We start from the raw sequence: 16819 nt of genomic DNA, 5'->3' as shown, positions 1-16819 counted from the left end.
GGTCGTGGCCGAATCTCCGGCGTCAGCGGGTCATGTGCCGGCATTCTTCGCTGCTCACCTGGCCGCAGGGGCTTCGGCGCGCGAGCCGGTCCGAGATGAGCCGAGGGCGAGCCGTTCGCGCAGGTCGCGGTGGATGGTGTCGGCCTTGACCGCCATGACGCTGAATGACGTCGCGCTGCTGATGCCGTGGCGCCATTCCGTGATGCCGTTGAGGTAGATGCCCGCCTCGAAGTCGTCACGAGTTTGCACGCGATAGGCCCGCGTGACCACCGGATCACCGCTCTCGTCGGTGAGCAGGTATTCCTGGACCGGCCGCAGCACGTCCGGAATCCGTGGCTCGCTGAACCCGGTGCTCAGTACCACGGCGTCCACGTCGAGTGCCTGCTCTGCGCCGCTGTTCACCTCGGCGAGCTCGAGCCGGACCCCACTCGGCCTGCCGACCGGCTGGCGCTGAACGTCCACTTTGGTCACTTCGGTCCGGCGCTGGATGTGCCAGCGATTGCGGCCGGCAAGCCGGTCGTCGTAGACCGCCTGGTAGAGCGCGGTCGAGACGTCGGGGTCGACGGCGGCGTAGTTGGTCGCTTTGGCCCCGGCGAAGGCCCGTTCACGCCGGTCGCGGTCGAGGCCATAGAAGTAGTCGGTCTCCTGCGGGAAATACACCTCGTTGCTGAAATGGCCGAGTTCGTACATCCGAAACCCGGCATTGCGGGTCAGCGCGTACAACTCGTGGTCCGGATGGGCCGCGGCCAGGTGCAGCAGGATCTCCCCGGCGCTCTGGCCGGCACCGACGACCGCGATCCGCAGCGGCCCATCCGGCAACAGCGACAGCCGCGGCAGGAATTCCTGGGCGTGGAAGACCCGGTCGCCAAGGCTCGGCCGGAACAGTGCGGGTACCCACGGCTGGTGGCCGGTGGATATTGCCACGTTCCGGCCGCGGTGCCGGTGCTCGGCGCCGTCACGGGGGTCCACGCTGATCACTTCGACACTGCGTACTCGCCCATCGCGGTCCTGCACCGGCCGCACCTCGGTCACCTCGCGGTGATAGTCGACGGCGCCGCCGGATTCACGCGCTGCCCATTCGATATAACCGGACCATTCACGGCGGCTGGCATAACCTCCGAGCAGGGTGAACGGGTAGAACCGGCCGGTGCCGACGAGATAGCTGGGAAAGGTGAAGCGGCTGCGGGGGTTGACCGGGGTGGCGAAATCACGCAGGAAATGGTGCTGGATATCGGTACCGGCCAGCATCAGGTTGGGCTGCCAGGAAGAGTCCCCGGCGCGCTCCAGATACACTGCGTCCAGGCGGTCGGCCGGCCGGGCCTCGTCGTGATCGGCGGCGGCGACGGCCAGCGAGATTCCGGCCGGACCGAAACCGGCCACCACCAGGTCATGGACTCTGTTACTGCTCACGCCTTCTGGCTCCTTGTCGGATCGTCGGACCGATCGGCGTCAGGCATTCGCCACGGCCGCCTCCACCACGGCAATTCCCCGGCTCAGGTCGCCGGGGTCGATCGTCAGCGGAGGCATCAGTTTCACGACCCGGTCGCCGCGGCCACATAGCTCCACGATCAGGCCGTTGTCGAAGCAGTAGCGCTGGATCCGCGCGGCACGGGCCGAGTCCGCCACCTCGATGCCGGCGAGCATGCCGCGGCCTCGTATGGTCACCTCGCCGAGCCGGCGCAGTCTGGTTTGGAGGATCTCGCAGTTGGCCGCCAGCCTGCGGGTGAACTCGGGCTGGGCCCACTCCTCGAGCGCCCCGGCGCCGGTCACGAAGGCCAGCTGGTTGCCCCGGAAGGTGCCGGTGTGCTCGCCCGCGGCCCACACGTCGATACCGGGCGCGATCAGCAACACCGACAACGGAAGCCCATATCCACTGAGCGATTTGGAAAGCGTGATCAGGTCGGGGACGACACCGGAATGGGAGAAACTGAAGAACCCTCCCGTTCTGCCGATGCCCGCCTGGATGTCGTCGAAGATCAGGAGGATATCCAGGCGTTCGGTGAATTCCCGCAGCCGGCGCAACCACTCCGCGGAGGCCGGATACACGCCGCCGTCCACTTGGACCGGCTCGACGATGACCGCCGCCGGGATTTCGACGCCTCCGGCCGGATCGGCCAGCAGGCGGTCCAGATAGCCGATCGAGTCGAACGGTCCGCCAGGCCCGTCCTCGTACGGGACGAACACGACGTCCTGCAGCTCCACCCCGCCGGCGGCGCGGGCCCGGCGGCTGCCGGTGACCGACAAGGAGCCGCGGGACATGCCGTGGAAAGCGCCGGTGAAGGCGACCACGGTGCGCCGCCCGGTCGCCTTGCGGGCCAGCTTCAGCGCCGCTTCCACGGCGTCGGTGCCGGTGGGGCCGGTGAACTGCACCTTGTGTGCCAGCCCGTGCGGCTCCAGCGCGAAGCGCCGGAGCGCGGAGAGGAAGTCGCGCTTGGCGGTGGTGTAGAGATCCAGGCCATGAATGAGACCGTCCTCATCCAGATAAGACCGCAAGCGCCTTTTGAGGGCGGGCGGGTTGTGACCGTAGTTGAGCGCGCTCGCCCCGCAGAAGAAGTCGAGGAATTCCCTGCCGTCCTCGCTGTACAGCCAGGCTCCTCGTCCCCGGCGGAAAACGACCGGGAACACCCGGCTGTAGAGCCGGACCTCGGATTCGTGTTCTTCGAAGACCGAGATGTCCTCGGGTGATGTGGTCGTGGTCATCAAGCCTCACATGGTGGCGTAGCGCGGAATCGGAGCGACGGGCTCGCGTCCGGCGGCGAACCGGTCGGGGCGGTAGGGAACGAGTTCGGGCTGGTCTCCGGCCCCGGTCAGTTCGGCGGCGACCGCCCTGCCCACCGACGGCGCCACTTTGAAGCCCCCGCCGTTGAATCCCGTGGCCAGGTAGAGCCCGGCGAAGAGACGGCCGATGAGGGCCCGCCCGTCGGGCGTGTACCCGTCGGCCGCCGCGGCGGCCGACGTGCGCGGAGCCCGCGCGAGCCCCGGCAGACGGCGGTCGATGCGGGCCCGGGCCGCCGCTTCCCGATCCCGCTCGGGCGGATCGTTCGCGTCATCCGGTTCGGTGTCCCAGCCCTCGAGCGGTACCCCGAACAGCACGGAATGGTCGAAGGCGGGGCGGAAATAGGTACCGGTGAGGTCGTCGATGACCATCGGCAGGTGTTCGCGGGCCGGGAGGTCCCCGGCATCCGCGACGATCAGCCCGACTCGCTTGGTGCGCAGCGGTGGTGCGAACTCCCCGAGCAGCGCGCCGGACCAGGCCCCGGCCGCGAGTACCACCTCACCCGCCGCAACCCTCTCGGCCCCGGTGTCCACTCCGGACACTCGTTGTCCGGACCACAGCAGCCGACCGCCGGACCGGCTGGTGAGAACAGTGACACCCCGGGCCTGGTCGAGGAAAGCGGTCCTGGTCCGATGCGGGTCGGCGTAGCCGCTGCGCGGCTCGTAGGCGACGGCGGCGACGCCGTCGAGGTTCAGCCCCGGATGCCGGTCCGCGAACTCCGCCGGAGTCAGCACAATGGCCTCGACGCCTAGATCGGTGAGTACCTTGACGTTGTCCCGCAAGATATCCGTGTGCCGCTCGCCGACCAGGAAAGCGAAACCGGTGCGGCGGAAACCGGCGTCACCGCCGATCTTTTCGCCCCAGTTTTCGAAGGTGCCGAAGGAGAGTGCGGCCAGCTGGGCGTCCGCCGGGTCGCTGTGGTGCAACCGTATCTGCCCGGCGGTGTTCGAGGTCGCGGACCTATGCGTGCCGCTGCTCCGTTCCACGAGCGCCACGCTTACGCCGGCTCCGGCGAGGTGGTGGGCGATGCTCGCGCCCACCACCCCGCCGCCGAGCACGGCGACGTCCACGGTCCGCGTCACCGGGGTCCTTTTCGCGGAGCGGGAGTGAATTCCAGTGGCAGGTGCCGCAGGCCGCGGAACGACAGATTGGGCTGCCACTCCAGCGGCCCGTCCGCTTGCCGCAGGCCGGACAGGCGTCCCAGGATGGCCTCGAACGCGATTTCGCCTTCGATGCGTGAGAGTTCGGCTCCCGGGCAGTAATGGATGCCGTGGCTGAACGCGACGTGCTTGTTTTCCCCGCGCCGGATGTCGAGCTCGTGCGGGGCCGGGAAAACCTCCGGGTCGTGGTTCGCCGCACCCAGCATGACCAGGACCTTGTCGCCCTTTTTGATGGTTTGTCGCCGCAGGGTGATGTCCTCGGTGGCCAGCCGGCCGACGAGGTGCAGGGGTCCGTCGTAACGCAGGAACTCCTCCACGGCGCCGGGCACCAGGTCCGGGCGCTCGGCGAGCAGTGCCACCTGCTCGGGATGGCGCAGCAGGGCCAGCAGCCCGTTGCCGATCAGGTTCAGCCCGGTCTCCAGCCCGGCGAACAGCGTGACGATGCAGGTGGCGACCAGGTCGTCGTCGCCGAGTGCGTCCTCGTCGCGGCGGACCAGTGCGGTGAGCATGTCCTCTCGAGGCTCCGCGCGCCGCGCCGCGCCGAGGTCCAGGAAGTACTCGCGCATGGCGAGGACGGCGTTCTGTCCCCGCTCCAGATCGGCGGTCGGCACGTTGGCGCCACCGGCGTTGATGGCCGCGACGAAATCGGCCGTCCACCCCTTGACTTTTTCCCGGTCGGCGGCGGGGATGCCGATCAGATCCGAGTTGACGACGACCGGGATGCGGGCGCCGAGGTCGTCGATCCCGTCTGCGCGGCCGTCCTCGATCACGGCGTCGATCAGTTCGTGCACGACCTCCCGAATCCGCGGGCGCAACCCGTTGACCAGGCGGACGCTCATCCCGCGGCGCACCGGGCGGCGCAGCCGGGTGTGGCGCGGTGGATCGTTGTAGATGAGCATTCGGCTGCGGATGTCGGCGAACTGCCGGAACCGCTCGGCGTCGGCCCCCTGAAGATGCCCCAGGTAGGCCGCGGTGCGGTCGGAGGAGAACCGCTCAGGGCTGCTGAGGGCGTCCAGCACGTCGTCATAGCGCAGCAGCAGCCAGGAGTCGAGGCGCTCGTCGAAGTGCACCGGGTCGGTGGCGCGCAGGAGGTCGTATATCGGGTAGGGGTCGGCGAGGATGTCGGGGCTCAGCAGGTCGTACTGCTGGGCGGGTTCTTGCCGCAGGCCGGGCGTGTCCCGGCTGTCAACGGGCATGACAAAGGGGCCTTTCGCGCTGGAGGACCGTCGGGATCAGGCGGCAAGGGATTTGCTGAGGCTGTCAGCGATGGCCGCGGCGCGCAGGGAGACAAGGCTGAACGAGCCCGCGTCACCGAGGCCGTGCGTGGTCTCGCAGACGCCGTTGAGGTGGATCGGCGGCAGGGAGTCGGCCGGGGCAGCCAGCACGCGGTAGTCCCGGCCGATCGACGCGCGGCCGGACGGGGTGCGGTCGACGCGGGGCCGGATCGGTTCCAGCATTTGTGGGAGGAAGTGGCTCCCGTGCTCGTCGGTCAGGTCGGTGAAACCGGTCGCCAGCGCCACTGCGTCCACGGTGATCTCGGTGGTGGTCCCCCGGTGGCGTTGGGTCAGCGCCAGGGTGACGCCGGCCGGGCCCGGCCGGACCCTGGCCACTTCGGTGTTGCGGTGCAGTTCGATCTGGTCGTGGCCGTCGAGGCCCTGCTCGTACAGCCGGGCGTTGAGGGCATCCAGCACGTCCAGGTCGGCGGCCGAGTAGTTGGTGTAGCGCAGCTGACGGTCGAGATCGTGCTTGGTCTCGTCCGAGGAACTGTAGTAGTAGTCGACGAATTCGGGAAAATACACCTCGCCGTGGAATGGGCTGAGGTCCTTCTGTCGGTAACCAAATCCGCGGACGACATTGTGCACATGCCCTTCCGGAAAACGCGCGGAAATGTCCAGAACCAATTCCGCCGCGGCCTGGCTGCCGCCGACAACGGCGATCCGGGGCGCGGGGTTCCCCTCGAATTCCGTGAGGTAATCGAGGAATCGGGTGTAATGGAAGATCCGAGGGTCTGCGGTGCCCCGGAACGGGGCGGGGATGTTTGGCGGGCGGCCGGGAGCGACCACCACGGACCGGGCCCGCAGCCGTTGCCCACTGGCCAGCTCCACCTCCGCGAGATCTCCGATGACGCGCACCGCGGTCACCGTCGCCCCGTACTGGACACGGTCGGGGAACTGCGCGGCGGCCCAGGACACGTACCGGGCATAGTCCTTGCGCAGCGGGAAGGGCAGGCCCAGATTCAGGAACGGGACGAGGCGGTTCTCCTCGTGCAGGTAGTTTATGAAGGAGAACCGGCTGCGCGGGTTGCGCAGGGTCACCAGGTCACGTATCGGATTGTGCTGAATGTCGGAGCCGGATAGTAGCATGCCGGCCTGCCAGCCGGGGTTTCCGCGAATTTCCAGGAATAGTGCTTTCGTGTCCGGATACAGTTCTTCGAGAGCGATTGCAAGGGCAATGTTCGATGGCCCGAAGCCGATGCCGATGACATCGGCGTCATAGTCGGCCATGTCACCTCCCGTCAAATGGTGAGCAGTGTCCGCCGGAGAATGTCGCCGGCGTGGTCGGGCACCGTATCGTGTGTCATTCACACTCTAGGAAAGCGAGAAGACCGACGTCTTCCGGTCATCGAGGCGATCCCGCTCGATCCTTCGGGCCGATGTCGGTCATCCGATGGTGGAGTGCCGGACCGCCGCATGGGTCATCGCGGGTTGGAGCCGGCCTCGCGCCGCCGTTCCCGGTAGGCGCGAGTTTTCATCCGATTGCCGCACAACGCGGGCTCACACCAGCGGGCGCGTCCCGGTTTGCTCCGGTCGTAGAAGATCCATCGGCAGTCGGGTGCATCGCACATCTTCAGGCGCAGCCAGGTCCCGTCGGCGACGGCCCCGGCCGCGGCCACTGCGATGCGTCCGAGCCCCGCCTCGACCCCGAAGCCGGTCGGCATCAAGGCGGGAGGCCCACCAGGCTGTATGGTCACGCACGCGGGCCACTGGAGCGGCCGGCTCGACGGGGATACGTCCCCCGCTTCACCCACCGCGGCGCGCAGCGCGGCCCGCAGCGTGTGGGCAAGGCGGAAGTCAGCAAGGTCGGCGTGATCCGCGTCCGCGATGAGATCCTGGCCGTGCAGCCAACGAGTCAGGGCAGCCGGCGTGTCAAGTGCGTCGAGCTGCTCGTGAGGCTCGCCATGCCGCGTGAAAACCCGCAAATCGAGCGTGTTGACGAAGGCGCGCACCAGCCCGGTTTCGGCGGGCATGTGTTGACGTGACATCGCACTCAACCCTAACCCGAAATTTTCACGGCTGGCCGCACCGTGACGCAGGTCGTGGTGCCGGATCGGGGGTAGGCCGGACGCCTCGTTGAGCCGCCGGAACATGTGGGTCACCGAGTCGGGACGCACCGGCTCGCCTCAGCCACCCGCGAACCGATATCCCACCGGCTCGCTGGAGGGCGGGCTGCGGCAGCGGTCGCGATAGCGGCGCAGCACGGTGAGGGTGACGTGGTCGAGCGCGATGACGCGATTGCTGGCCTCGCTCTCGGGCTTGCCGATCTCCACCTCGGACCCGTACTGCCGGGCCTGGTGCGACACCGTCAGATACCCGGCCTCCAGATCGACATCGCTCCACCGCAGCCCAACCACCTCGCCACGCCACAAGCCCAGCAGGGCGACCAGGCGGAACAGCGGATAGCGGTCAGGCTCGCGGATACCGCGGAGGAAGGTGGCGGTCTGCGCGGCCATCCACACCGCCACTGCGGACCGCTCGCAACGTCGCCCGCCATTGCGCGATCCGCGGTGGCGTCCACACCACAGGGTGCGGTCGACGGCCCGGCGGGAGCTCGACGTAACGGGCGGGGTTGCGATCGATCAGACCCCGCCGCACCGCCGCGTTCAACGCCGCCCGCAACGTCGCCTGGATCCGCCGCAAAGTTCCGGCGCTCAGCGGATGGCCCGCCACGCCCTGGGTGCGGATCAGAGTGGTGAACATCGCCTGCACCCGTGCATCGGTGAGCTCCGCAACAACGTTCCCCCGAGATAGGGGACCAGGTAATGCCGCATGTGCCGCCGGTAGGTGTACAACGTCGACTGCCTCGGACCCAGCCGGGTGTCCAACCACAGCTGGAGCCACTGCGCGGTACTCACCGTCGCCGGCGCCGGATCGGCCGTGGCGGGGTTACGCAGGTAGTCGCGTGCCCGCTGCGACCGGAAACCACCGCGGCGCAACTGCCGCCGACGACCATCAGCCATGGCCGGCAACTCGACCCGTGCCGCGTCCCGGCAACTGCACCGCTTGAACACACCCGTCGACGTCGTCATAGTGATCACCATCCATAGCCTGGCTTTGAGGCACTCCCGATCCTCCACCCGGCAAGTCTCGACCTACCACCGAAGAGCGCGGATCGGAAACGGCACAGGGCGGCGCCAGACAACCAGGCCAAGCCGCACCACACCTTCAGCATTCTGGGCGTCTACTGGCCCGCAAAGGTATCCTGACCCGCCGGCGTCGCCACGGGCATTGGCCGCGGGCCACCACTTCGTCGATGACGACCTGTCGATGACACATCGCCTGATCGGCCTCGAAACACAGCACGGCGACAACGCGATCCGACGCCAGCTCGGCGAGTTCGCGAAGGGAGTCGACCGCCGCCTCATTATCCAGCGCACCCTTGAACACGCGTCGACCTTCCTCGACCTGTCCTGACCAGAACGGCGTGCGGTTGTCCTTAGGGTTGCCCAGGCTGCGCAGGTGCCGGTACTCGATCCCCGCCGCTGCCAGCGCCTCGCGGAGCCGTGACTTCGAAAATCCGGGCTTCCTGCTGATGGCGTTGAGCCGCACGTCCGCGACCGTGTGCACCCCCATCGCCATCAATGCAGTGACCGTGTCCTCGATTGTCCTGCCCTCGTAGCCGACCGACACAAGTCCGTGGGTCATCTGTCGCACTGCCTAGCGGGAGCGGCCGGGTTTTGTTGTGTTAATGGGAAATCACTGCACAGCGACGGATCGGCGACAGGGTTCGCCATTCGTATCCAGATGCTCCGGCGCGGCTCACTTTCGCCAACGCCGCCCCTTTTCTCACCCGGCCCCCGGAAAAGGCCCGTGGAAAGCAGCCGTTACGCCCAGCTGACAATGACCCGGTCGAGCGTTACGTCCCCGCCGGTCACCGAGACGAAACGGCGCAGAGCGCCCAGTGGACCACGCATCCGAGGGTGATCGGGCAGGTTGTTCTTCGGGGCATTGACCGTCGTTTTCGGATCCGGTGAGGTCGCCATAGGAGGTAGAGATGTGCGGAATTGCAGGATGGCTCTCCTTCGACCGGGACCTGACACAGCACCGGGAGGTCATCGACGCGATGACCGGGACGATGGCGTGCCGCGGCCCCGACGACTCCGGCAGCTGGATCCGGCCAGATGTGGCGCTGGGCCACCGCCGTCTCGCCATCATCGACCTGCCCGGCGGCAGGCAGCCGATGGCCGAGACCGGGCTCGCCGCCATGGTCTACAGCGGTGAGGTGTACAACTTCACTGAGCTGCGGGCGGAGCTTTCCCAACGGGGCCACCGGTTTGCGACCGACAGCGACACCGAGGTCGTGCTGCACGGGTATCTCGAATGGGGCGACGCGGTTGTCGATCACCTCAACGGCATGTACGCCTTCGCGATCTGGGACGAGCGCGAGGATAAGCTCGTCATGATCCGCGACCGCATGGGCATCAAACCGTTCTACTACTACCCCACCAGCGATGGCGTGCTGTTCGGCTCGGAGCCGAAGGCGATCCTGGCGAATCCGTTGGCACGCAAGGTGGTCGATGCCGATGGCCTGCGCGAACTGATGGCACAGACGAAAGCCCCGGGCTGGGCGCTGTGGAAAGGCATGTACGAAGTCGAGCCGGCCACCCTCGTGACCGTGGACCGGTCCGGGATTCGCCGGCGGACGTACTGGCAACTCGACGCGGCCCGGCACCTCGACGACCAGGAGACCACCGTCGGCAAGGTACGCGAGCTGATGACCGACATTGTGCACCGGCAGCTGATCGCCGACGTACCCCGCTGCGTCCTGCTCTCCGGCGGGCTCGACTCGAGTGCGATCACGGGTCTCGCCGCGGCGCGACTGGCTGAACGGGGTGAGCGGCTGCGGACCTTCTCGGTCGACTTCTTCAGCCAGGAGGAGAACTTCCGTGCGGACGAGGTACGGGACACGCCGGACTCGCCGTTCATCCGCGATGTCGCCGGACTGGTCGGCTCCGAGCATCGGGACATCGTGCTCAACCCCGCCGAGTTGAGTGACCCGGAAGTCCGGCTCAAGGTGCTCGCGGCACGGGATATGCCGGCTGGGCTCGGTGACTTCGACACCTCGTTGTACCTGTTGTTCAAGGCGGTCCGACAGCACTCGACCGTGGCCCTGTCCGGCGAATCGGCGGACGAGGTGTTCGGCGGGTACCGCTGGTTCCACGACGACGCGGTGGTCGACTCGCCGACCTTTCCCTGGCTCGGCCGGATGAGCCTCACCAGTGATTGGGCCCCGTCTCTCCGTGCGGACGTTCGCGCGACACTGGACCTGCCCGGCTACATCGGCGACCAGTACCGGACCGCCATCGCTCAAGTCGATCACCTCGACGGGGAGAGCGAACAAGACCGGAAAATGCGCACGATCTGCCACCTCCACCTGACCCGGTTCGTCCGGATACTGCTGGACCGGAAGGACCGGGCATCGATGGCCGTCGGGCTCGAGGTACGCGTCCCGTTCTGCGACCACCGGCTCGTGGAGTACGTCTACAACACCCCGTGGGCCCTGAAAACGTTCGACGGCAGGGAAAAGAGCCTGCTACGACGCGCCACCGAACATGTGCTGCCACCTTCGGTTCGGGACCGGGTCAAGAGTGTGTATCCGTCCACTCAGGACCCGGGCTACGCGGCTGCCCTGCAGCAGCAGACAAAGGAGATCCTGGCCGAACCGGACGCTCCGGTGTTTTCCCTGATGGACCGCGGATGGGCCGAACGGTTGTCCGAATTGGACCCTGCCACGATGTCGGCGACCCAGCGCATCGGCCTCGACCGGATACTGGACCTGCACTACTGGTTCGACCGGTACTCGCCGGAACTGCAGTTCGGCTGAGCCGTCGGATCAGCGTGGCCGCAGCCGGACGGGCAGCCGCGCAAGGCCGCGCTGAACGAGCTGGTCGCGATAGCGAGGCTCGTCTTCGAGTGTCATGTGGGGAAAGTGGTGGGCGAGGGTGGTGAGCCCGATCTCGGCCTGCATGCGAGCGAGTTGGGCGCCGAGGCAATAGTGCATGCCGAAACCGAACGACAGCGGCCGGTTCGGGCTCCGGTGGGGTCGGAAGACGTCTGGTTCGTCGTAACGGGACGGATCGCGATTGGCGGCGGCCAGCAGCAACATCACCCGGGCACCTTCGGCGACCGGCACGCCGGCGAGGACGACGTCGCATCCGGCGACCCTGGTGAGAACCTGGCTCGGGGCATCGAAGCGCAGTACTTCGGTCACGAAGGCTTCCGCGTCGGCAGCCTGCCACTCCGCGGGTTTCAGCAGCGCCATCCGGATCGTGCCCGCGATGAGATCGCTGGGACTCTGCACACCCGCGATGAGGAACATGACCAGCCCCGCCACCAGCTCGTCGCTGGTGACCGTCCCGGTCGCGTCCGCCTCGTGGACCATCCTGGTGGCGACGTCGTCGCGGGGTTCGCGGCGACGGCTGTCCGCCAGTCCGGCCATGTAGTCGACCAGGACGTCCATTCCGGCGTCTCCGTCAGCCAGCTCCGAGAGGTCGAAGACCGGTTCGAACGCGGTGGTCGTGTTCGCTATGGCGGAGCGCAGCATCAGCTGGTCGGACAACGGGATGCCGTAGAGCTCGCCGGTCACGGCCAGCGTGAGCCGTGAGCTGAACTCCTCCACCAGGTCGACGGGGTCACCCGCCCAGGCGGTCAAGCGCTGCGCCAGCCCCGTGGCCTTGTCTTCGATCGTCGACCTCAGCCCGGTGATGCTCTGGGGATTGTAGGCCCAGCGGGAGAAAGTCCGCAGACGGTCGTGGTCGGTGCCATTGCTGAACATCATGATCTTCGTGAAGCACTGCCACGAGGAATGTTCGAGCATCCCGGTCTTGCTGTGCACGGACGCGTCGGTGACCAGCAGTCCCGGCTCGCGCAGCGCGTCCGTGCAGGCGTCGTGTCCCTGCGCGAACACGAGTTTCGGCCCGAGCTTGACCACGGGACCCAGTTCCCTGAGTGCTTCGTAGAGCGGATAGGGATTTCGTTTGCCCGAGGGCGTGAACAGTGTGCCCAGTGCTTCGCTGGGTCCGATCGCGTTCTGGGTCGTGGTCATGTCGTCTCCCTCGGCGGTACCGGTCTGCGGCCGAAGTCCTGATAGAAGCCACCATGCTCGGCGTCGTGCAGGTGCAAATTCCTGAGGATGTCCCAGAGGGCGGCCGGGGTGAGCTTGTGCTCACGGACCATGCCGGGATGTGCTTGTTTGAGCGCCGCTTGGGCTTGGGGCAGGTTGTAGAACGGGATTGCCGGTGCCACGTGGTGTGGCGTGTGGATCGAGATGTTGTGCGTCAGCAGGCGCAGCGGTGCCGGGTAGGTATAGTCGGTGGTCATCAGCAACCTGCCCGCGTTCCGGGTCCACTGACGTGAGTCGAGGAAGGGCAGATCACTCGCGCTGTGGTGCATGAGTGTGGTGGCGCTGAACCACAGATGTCCGGCCAGCCACGGCGCGAGGAACCCGGTGAGCAACGCCTCCGGACCCGCGACCGCCACCAGCATGCTCAGGTGTGCCACGCCGGCCACGACGGTGAACGCGATCGAGCGCCGGACTTCGCGGCGCATCGAAGCCTTCGGGAAGAAGCCGGGGCGGAAGCCGGAAACCCACCAGTAGCGAATGGTGCCACCCCAGAACGCCCAGGTCCGGGTACCGGCATAGACGACCTTGCCCAGTGGGGACAGCCGGTCGTACAGATGCGGTGGCAGCGGGCGCCAGTCGGTATCGAGTTCGATGTTGTTGGTGTGCGCATGGTGCATGTTGTGCACGTGCCGCCAGGAGTGGAACGGATACAGCAGGGGCATCAGCGCGACACTGCCAACGAGCACATTGAGCCCGCGCGAGCGGGAGAAGGAGCCGTGGCCGCAGTCGTGCGCGATGCAATGCAACCCCCAGCCGCCGAGACCCGCGGTGATCCACAAGGGAATCCACAGGAGCCAGTGCGGTGCGAGCAGGACACCGGCTACCGACCCGCCGTAGATGCCCACACTGAGCAGGAAGCCCACCAGTCCCCTGCCGACCCGGGGCTCGAAGTACTCCTTGGGGATGGACTCGGTGAGCCGTTTTCCTTCCAGGCGGCGAGACTTCTCCAGGAACTCGGCCAAGGCCGGATTCGCTCGGTCAGCTCGGGTCATCGTCGGTTCCGCTCGCCACCAGGTGGTCCGCCAGTGCGTTGATCGAACTGTGTTCATAGAGGACCGCCGGTGACAGCCGGCGTTCGAGCAGCTTTTCCAGCTTGCCCGAAATCTGCATACCCGCACGGGAATCGAGACCGTACGACTCGAAATCCTTGTCCGGGTCGACCTCCGAGGCCGGGATGTCCAGGTATTCGGACAGCTGCCCGACCAGCCACTCCCGGAGACGATCGGTGCTCACCGGGCCGTCAAGAACCTTGATTCGCCGCCGGAACATGCTCAGTCCTTTCCCATGGTTTCCCTTGTCTTCAACCGTTTCGACACGAGTACCGGACTCGGGCTGCGCAAGCCCCACACGAGTCCTGCTCTCCCCAGCACGGCGATGATCCATCCACTCACGTCGGGCTCCCACCAGTGCACGGCGTGCCGGTAGGAGCGGGGGAAGGCGTGGTGGTTGTTCTGCAGCCCCTCGCCGAAGGTGAGTACCGCCACCCACCAAAGATTCGTGCTCCGGTCGTTGTTGGTGAACGGGCGGCGGCCGAAGGCGTGGCAGATGGAGCCGACGCACCACGATGCCTGGTTCGCTGCGAAGATCCGGGCGAAGCCACCGAAGATCAGGCCGGTGAACGCGGTCCACAGCGTGCCGCCGGCGGCAAACCCGATCAGCGCCGGCAGCGCGAGGCCGGCCAGCACCCAGTAAGGGTAGAAGCGGTGATGTGCGACCAGATGGCGGTCGCGCAGAATGTCAGGGGCGAAGACACTCCACCGGGTCGATTCATCGCTCAGCATCCACGGCATGTGGGCGTACCAGAGGCCGCGCAGCCGCTGCCGCCAGCCGGCGCCGTGCAGGTTGGGTGAGTGCGGATCGCCTTCGTGGTCGGCGAAGCGGTGGTGGCGACGATGGGTGGCCACCCAGAACAGCAGCGGCCCCTGCGCGGCCATTCCCCCGGCCACCATGAGGATGTCCTGCATCCAGCGGGAAGTCTTGAAAGACCGGTGGGTCACGTAGCGGTGCAGCCCGATGGTGACCCCGGCGATGTGGAGGCAGTACATCCCGGTGAACAGGTAGATGTCCGCGGTGGTGAAGCGGTGGGTCACCAGCAAGTACCCCGCCATGATCGTGCCCAGCAGCGGCAGGACCATCGTCGTCAGTGCCGAAAAACGCTTCACTCGCAGGCTGTTCGGGTCCAGCCGAACGATGCCGCGGTCCAGCGTCCTCATCGTGTCACTCCTTTCGGGACGGAACGCCCGGGGTAGCGCACGTCGTGGACCAGGCCTGCGCGCTCGAGCAGCCGGATGATCTCGCCGGTGAGGTCGAACTGCCAGAAACCTTGCCGGTTGTGTGCCAGTGCGGGCTGGGCGTGGTGATTGTTGTGCCAGGAACCGCCGACCGTGATCGTGGCCAGCGAAGCGATGTTATGGCTGCGATCCCGTGTCCGGTGTGGACGGTTGCCGACTAGGTGGCCGAAGGAGTTGACCGACCACGTGACGTGGTGGAGCGCGAATATCCGGGCGAGGCCTCCCCAGAGGAACCCGCCGAGAGCTCCTCGCGGGCTCCCGTCGAGCAACAATCCCGCCAGCGCGGGAACGGCGAGGCCAGCCAGTACCCACACCGGATAGAGCCGGTTCAGCCGGACCACTGTACGGTCGCGCAGCAGTTCCGGCACGAGCCGGTGCCATCGCCAGGACGTGGGGTCCACAGTGAACAACCAGCCCAGGTGACCGTGCCAGATACCCTTCAGCCGGGCGAAACTGCCATGACCGACGGGGCGGGGCGAGTGTGGGTCGCCGTCACGGTCGGCGAAGGCGTGGTGGCGGCGGTGCACCGAGGTCCAGAACAGGATCGGCCCTTGCGCCGCCATGCTGCCGGCTATGCCGAGCAGGACGGTCATCCCCGGCCCGGCGGAATAGGACTTGTGGGTGAAGAAGCGGTGCAGGCCGCCCTCGACGCCGAAGGAAGTCAGCAGATACATCACGGCGAACAGTGCCATGTCGATGCCGGTGAGTCCGTAACGGCTGGAAAAAATGACGGCCCCGACGAAGCCCAGTGTCGAGGCGATCACCGTGACGTAGGCGGACACCCGCAGAATTCTCATCCAGCTGCCTCGAGATAGCGGCGCCGCGCTTCGGCTCTGCGGAGTTTTCCGCTGGTAGTCCTGGGGATGCGGCCGATCCCGACGAACTCGACGTCGCGGGGACGTACTCCGTGCGCCGCGGTGACCGCAGCGGTGATTGCTGCGCGCGCGTCGGCGAGTCCAGTGGTGACGCGCCGTTCCGCGACGACCACGAGGTCCTCGCCCGAGGCGCCGGGCACGCTGAACGCCACCGAACGGAAGACGGCCGGATGACAGGTGTTCGCGGTCGCTTCGACGTCCTGGGGATGCAGGTTGCGTCCGGCCACCACGATCAGGCCGCTGATCCTGCCGGTCACGAACAGTTCGCCGTCACGAAGGCAGCCGAGGTCACCGGTTCGCAATGCGTCTCGGTGCGGCCCTGCGCGGAACGCGGCTTCGGTGGCCTCGGAATCGTGGAAATATCCGGCGGCCACGTTCGGCCCGCGGACTTGGATTTCGCCGACTTCCCCGTCCGGACAAGGGTTTCCGGACTCAGGATCGACGATGCGGACCTCGTGCCCGGCCGCGGGCACACCACAGCTGACGACGCCACCGTCGACACGGACCTGCCGACCGGCCCGTTTCCCGGCGACGAACAGGGTCGCTTCAGCCAAGCCATAGCACGGGATCAATGCGGTGGAAGACAGGCCGAAGGGTTCGAACCGCGTGACGAACTCGTCAACGACGTTCGGTTGAATCGGCTCGGAGCCGCAGAACAGCTGCCGGATTTTGGACAGATCGATTCAGGCGAGCTCATCGTCCGAAATGGACTTTGTGCACAGCTCGAGCGCGAATGCCGGGGCCACCGTGATCGTCGCACCGAACTCGGCGGCCGCGCGCAGCCACCGGACCGGTGCCTGTACGAAATGCTCGGGATCCATCATCACCAACGGCCAGCCACCGTGCAGCGCGAACAAGAGGGTGCCGATGAGTCCCATGTCGTGATAAGGCGGCAGCCACGTCAATCCGACACGGTCGGATTCGTGTCCGATATGGGCGGTCAACGCCGCGCAGTTACTCATCAGGTTGTCGTGCGTAAGCATGATCCCCTTGGGATCGGCAGTGGAGCCGGACGTGTACTGCAGTAGGGCAGGATCAGCCGGGACGCAATCGAACTCTTCACCGGGACCGGCGGTGCTGATCTCCAGCACCAGCAGCCCAGCTGGTACGCGCTCCCGTTTCTGACCGCCGCCCACCATCACGGCGTGCGGGGAGCTGCCACGCAAGATCGCCGCGAGCCGCTCCGCCGCTCGCCTGCCCGACGGCGGAAAAGTCGGCACGACGGTGGCGCCCGCGTGCATGACGCCGAACAGACCCGCCACGTAATCGAGTCCCGGCCGCACCGCAAGCGCAACCCGCCCGCCCGAAAGCCCCGCA

Annotated in this window: 18 protein-coding genes and 1 pseudogene; 1 reads left to right on the top strand and 18 read right to left on the bottom strand. The window is 67.1% G+C overall.

Going from position 1 to position 16819, the window contains the following annotated elements:
• Positions 1-54 precede the first annotated feature (54 nt).
• From GKO32_RS00095 to GKO32_RS00045, 11 genes are all read right to left on the bottom strand, one after another.
• Complete coding sequence (locus GKO32_RS00095; protein WP_154754665.1) at positions 55-1410, bottom strand: SidA/IucD/PvdA family monooxygenase; 1356 nt, start codon at positions 1408-1410, stop codon at positions 55-57.
• 39 nt (positions 1411-1449) lie between these two features.
• A complete protein-coding gene (locus tag GKO32_RS00090; protein ID WP_154754664.1) occupies positions 1450-2700 on the bottom strand; it encodes an aspartate aminotransferase family protein in 1251 nt (416 codons plus the stop codon).
• A gap of 6 nt (positions 2701-2706) precedes the next feature.
• On the bottom strand, positions 2707-3858 hold the full coding sequence (locus GKO32_RS00085; protein ID WP_166459286.1) for an NAD(P)/FAD-dependent oxidoreductase: 1152 nt from the start codon (positions 3856-3858) through the stop codon (positions 2707-2709).
• Complete coding sequence (locus GKO32_RS00080; protein ID WP_154754663.1) at positions 3855-5132, bottom strand: cytochrome P450; 1278 nt, start codon at positions 5130-5132, stop codon at positions 3855-3857. The genes GKO32_RS00085 and GKO32_RS00080 overlap by 4 nt, the downstream gene beginning before the upstream one ends.
• Before the next feature lie 36 nt (positions 5133-5168).
• Positions 5169-6440, bottom strand: a complete 1272-nt coding sequence (locus GKO32_RS00075; protein WP_154754662.1) for a SidA/IucD/PvdA family monooxygenase — start codon at positions 6438-6440, stop codon at positions 5169-5171.
• Between the two features lie 191 nt (positions 6441-6631).
• The gene (locus GKO32_RS38285) at positions 6632-7183 is read right to left on the bottom strand and encodes a CGNR zinc finger domain-containing protein (RefSeq protein ID WP_208024217.1); all 552 of its coding nucleotides are present in this window, start codon (positions 7181-7183) and stop codon (positions 6632-6634) included.
• Positions 7184-7336: 153 nt separating this feature from the next.
• Complete coding sequence (locus tag GKO32_RS00065) at positions 7337-7666, bottom strand: site-specific integrase (RefSeq protein WP_154754660.1); 330 nt, start codon at positions 7664-7666, stop codon at positions 7337-7339.
• Complete coding sequence (locus GKO32_RS00060; protein WP_154754659.1) at positions 7620-7913, bottom strand: site-specific integrase; 294 nt, start codon at positions 7911-7913, stop codon at positions 7620-7622. The genes GKO32_RS00065 and GKO32_RS00060 overlap by 47 nt, the downstream gene beginning before the upstream one ends.
• Entirely contained in the window at positions 7898-8242 is a 345-nt protein-coding gene (locus GKO32_RS00055) for a hypothetical protein (RefSeq protein WP_154754658.1), read from the bottom strand. The genes GKO32_RS00060 and GKO32_RS00055 overlap by 16 nt, the downstream gene beginning before the upstream one ends.
• Positions 8243-8378: 136 nt before the next feature.
• Positions 8379-8843 (bottom strand): DUF488 domain-containing protein, encoded by a 465-nt coding sequence (locus GKO32_RS00050; RefSeq protein WP_312867363.1) that lies wholly within the window; start codon positions 8841-8843, stop codon positions 8379-8381.
• A gap of 194 nt (positions 8844-9037) precedes the next feature.
• On the bottom strand, positions 9038-9196 hold the full coding sequence (locus GKO32_RS00045; protein WP_154754656.1) for a hypothetical protein: 159 nt from the start codon (positions 9194-9196) through the stop codon (positions 9038-9040).
• Between the two features lie 11 nt (positions 9197-9207).
• On the opposite strand from GKO32_RS00045, the gene asnB reads away from it, so the two are divergent.
• Positions 9208-11037: an asparagine synthase (glutamine-hydrolyzing) gene (gene asnB, locus GKO32_RS00040; protein ID WP_154754655.1), complete on the top strand. Its 1830-nt coding sequence runs from the start codon at positions 9208-9210 to the stop codon at positions 11035-11037.
• 9 nt (positions 11038-11046) lie between these two features.
• On the opposite strand, the gene GKO32_RS00035 is transcribed toward asnB, so the two are convergent.
• From GKO32_RS00035 to GKO32_RS40735, 7 genes and pseudogenes are all read right to left on the bottom strand, one after another.
• The gene (locus GKO32_RS00035) at positions 11047-12258 is read right to left on the bottom strand and encodes a cytochrome P450 (RefSeq protein ID WP_154754654.1); all 1212 of its coding nucleotides are present in this window, start codon (positions 12256-12258) and stop codon (positions 11047-11049) included.
• Positions 12255-13328: a fatty acid desaturase gene (locus GKO32_RS00030; RefSeq protein WP_154754653.1), complete on the bottom strand. Its 1074-nt coding sequence runs from the start codon at positions 13326-13328 to the stop codon at positions 12255-12257. The genes GKO32_RS00035 and GKO32_RS00030 overlap by 4 nt, the downstream gene beginning before the upstream one ends.
• Entirely contained in the window at positions 13315-13605 is a 291-nt protein-coding gene (locus GKO32_RS00025; RefSeq protein WP_154754652.1) for an acyl carrier protein, read from the bottom strand. The genes GKO32_RS00030 and GKO32_RS00025 overlap by 14 nt, the downstream gene beginning before the upstream one ends.
• Before the next feature lie 2 nt (positions 13606-13607).
• Positions 13608-14549 carry an acyl-CoA desaturase gene (locus GKO32_RS00020; protein WP_154754651.1) on the bottom strand — a complete coding sequence of 314 codons (942 nt, stop codon included), beginning with the start codon at positions 14547-14549 and terminating at the stop codon, positions 13608-13610.
• Complete coding sequence (locus tag GKO32_RS00015) at positions 14546-15424, bottom strand: acyl-CoA desaturase (RefSeq protein WP_154754650.1); 879 nt, start codon at positions 15422-15424, stop codon at positions 14546-14548. Before GKO32_RS00015 ends, GKO32_RS00020 begins: the two co-directional genes overlap by 4 nt.
• Positions 15421-15729 carry a hypothetical protein gene (locus tag GKO32_RS40740; protein ID WP_446680214.1) on the bottom strand — a complete coding sequence of 103 codons (309 nt, stop codon included), beginning with the start codon at positions 15727-15729 and terminating at the stop codon, positions 15421-15423. The genes GKO32_RS00015 and GKO32_RS40740 overlap by 4 nt, the downstream gene beginning before the upstream one ends.
• A gap of 189 nt (positions 15730-15918) precedes the next feature.
• Positions 15919-16764: pseudogene (locus GKO32_RS40735) on the bottom strand (AMP-binding protein); the annotation flags it as partial.
• Positions 16765-16819: the final 55 nt, after the last annotated feature.

Source organism: Amycolatopsis pithecellobii (assembly GCF_009707865.1).
Taxonomy (GTDB): domain Bacteria; phylum Actinomycetota; class Actinomycetes; order Mycobacteriales; family Pseudonocardiaceae; genus Amycolatopsis_E; species Amycolatopsis_E pithecellobii.
Note: the sequence above shows the minus strand (reverse complement) of the source record. Positions and strands in the feature narration are given on the sequence as shown.

Bases quoted from the DNA above. Each gene is read 5' to 3' on its own strand.
- GKO32_RS00055 (WP_154754658.1), bottom strand. From the start codon at position 8,242: ATGACGACGTCGACGGGTGTGTTCAAGCGGTGCAGTTGCCGGGACGCG.
- GKO32_RS00025 (WP_154754652.1), bottom strand. From the start codon at position 13,605: ATGTTCCGGCGGCGAATCAAGGTTCTTGACGGCCCGGTGAGCACCGAT.
- GKO32_RS00080 (WP_154754663.1), bottom strand. From the start codon at position 5,132: ATGCCCGTTGACAGCCGGGACACGCCCGGCCTGCGGCAAGAACCCGCC.
- GKO32_RS00015 (WP_154754650.1), bottom strand. From the start codon at position 15,424: ATGAGAATTCTGCGGGTGTCCGCCTACGTCACGGTGATCGCCTCGACA.
- GKO32_RS00090 (WP_154754664.1), bottom strand. From the start codon at position 2,700: ATGACCACGACCACATCACCCGAGGACATCTCGGTCTTCGAAGAACAC.
- GKO32_RS00035 (WP_154754654.1), bottom strand. From the start codon at position 12,258: ATGACCACGACCCAGAACGCGATCGGACCCAGCGAAGCACTGGGCACA.
- GKO32_RS00045 (WP_154754656.1), bottom strand. From the start codon at position 9,196: ATGGCGACCTCACCGGATCCGAAAACGACGGTCAATGCCCCGAAGAAC.
- GKO32_RS38285 (WP_208024217.1), bottom strand. From the start codon at position 7,183: ATGCCCGCCGAAACCGGGCTGGTGCGCGCCTTCGTCAACACGCTCGAT.
- asnB (WP_154754655.1), top strand. From the start codon at position 9,208: ATGTGCGGAATTGCAGGATGGCTCTCCTTCGACCGGGACCTGACACAG.
- GKO32_RS00030 (WP_154754653.1), bottom strand. From the start codon at position 13,328: ATGACCCGAGCTGACCGAGCGAATCCGGCCTTGGCCGAGTTCCTGGAG.
- GKO32_RS00020 (WP_154754651.1), bottom strand. From the start codon at position 14,549: ATGAGGACGCTGGACCGCGGCATCGTTCGGCTGGACCCGAACAGCCTG.
- GKO32_RS00065 (WP_154754660.1), bottom strand. From the start codon at position 7,666: ATGGCCGCGCAGACCGCCACCTTCCTCCGCGGTATCCGCGAGCCTGAC.
- GKO32_RS00060 (WP_154754659.1), bottom strand. From the start codon at position 7,913: ATGTTCACCACTCTGATCCGCACCCAGGGCGTGGCGGGCCATCCGCTG.
- GKO32_RS00075 (WP_154754662.1), bottom strand. From the start codon at position 6,440: ATGGCCGACTATGACGCCGATGTCATCGGCATCGGCTTCGGGCCATCG.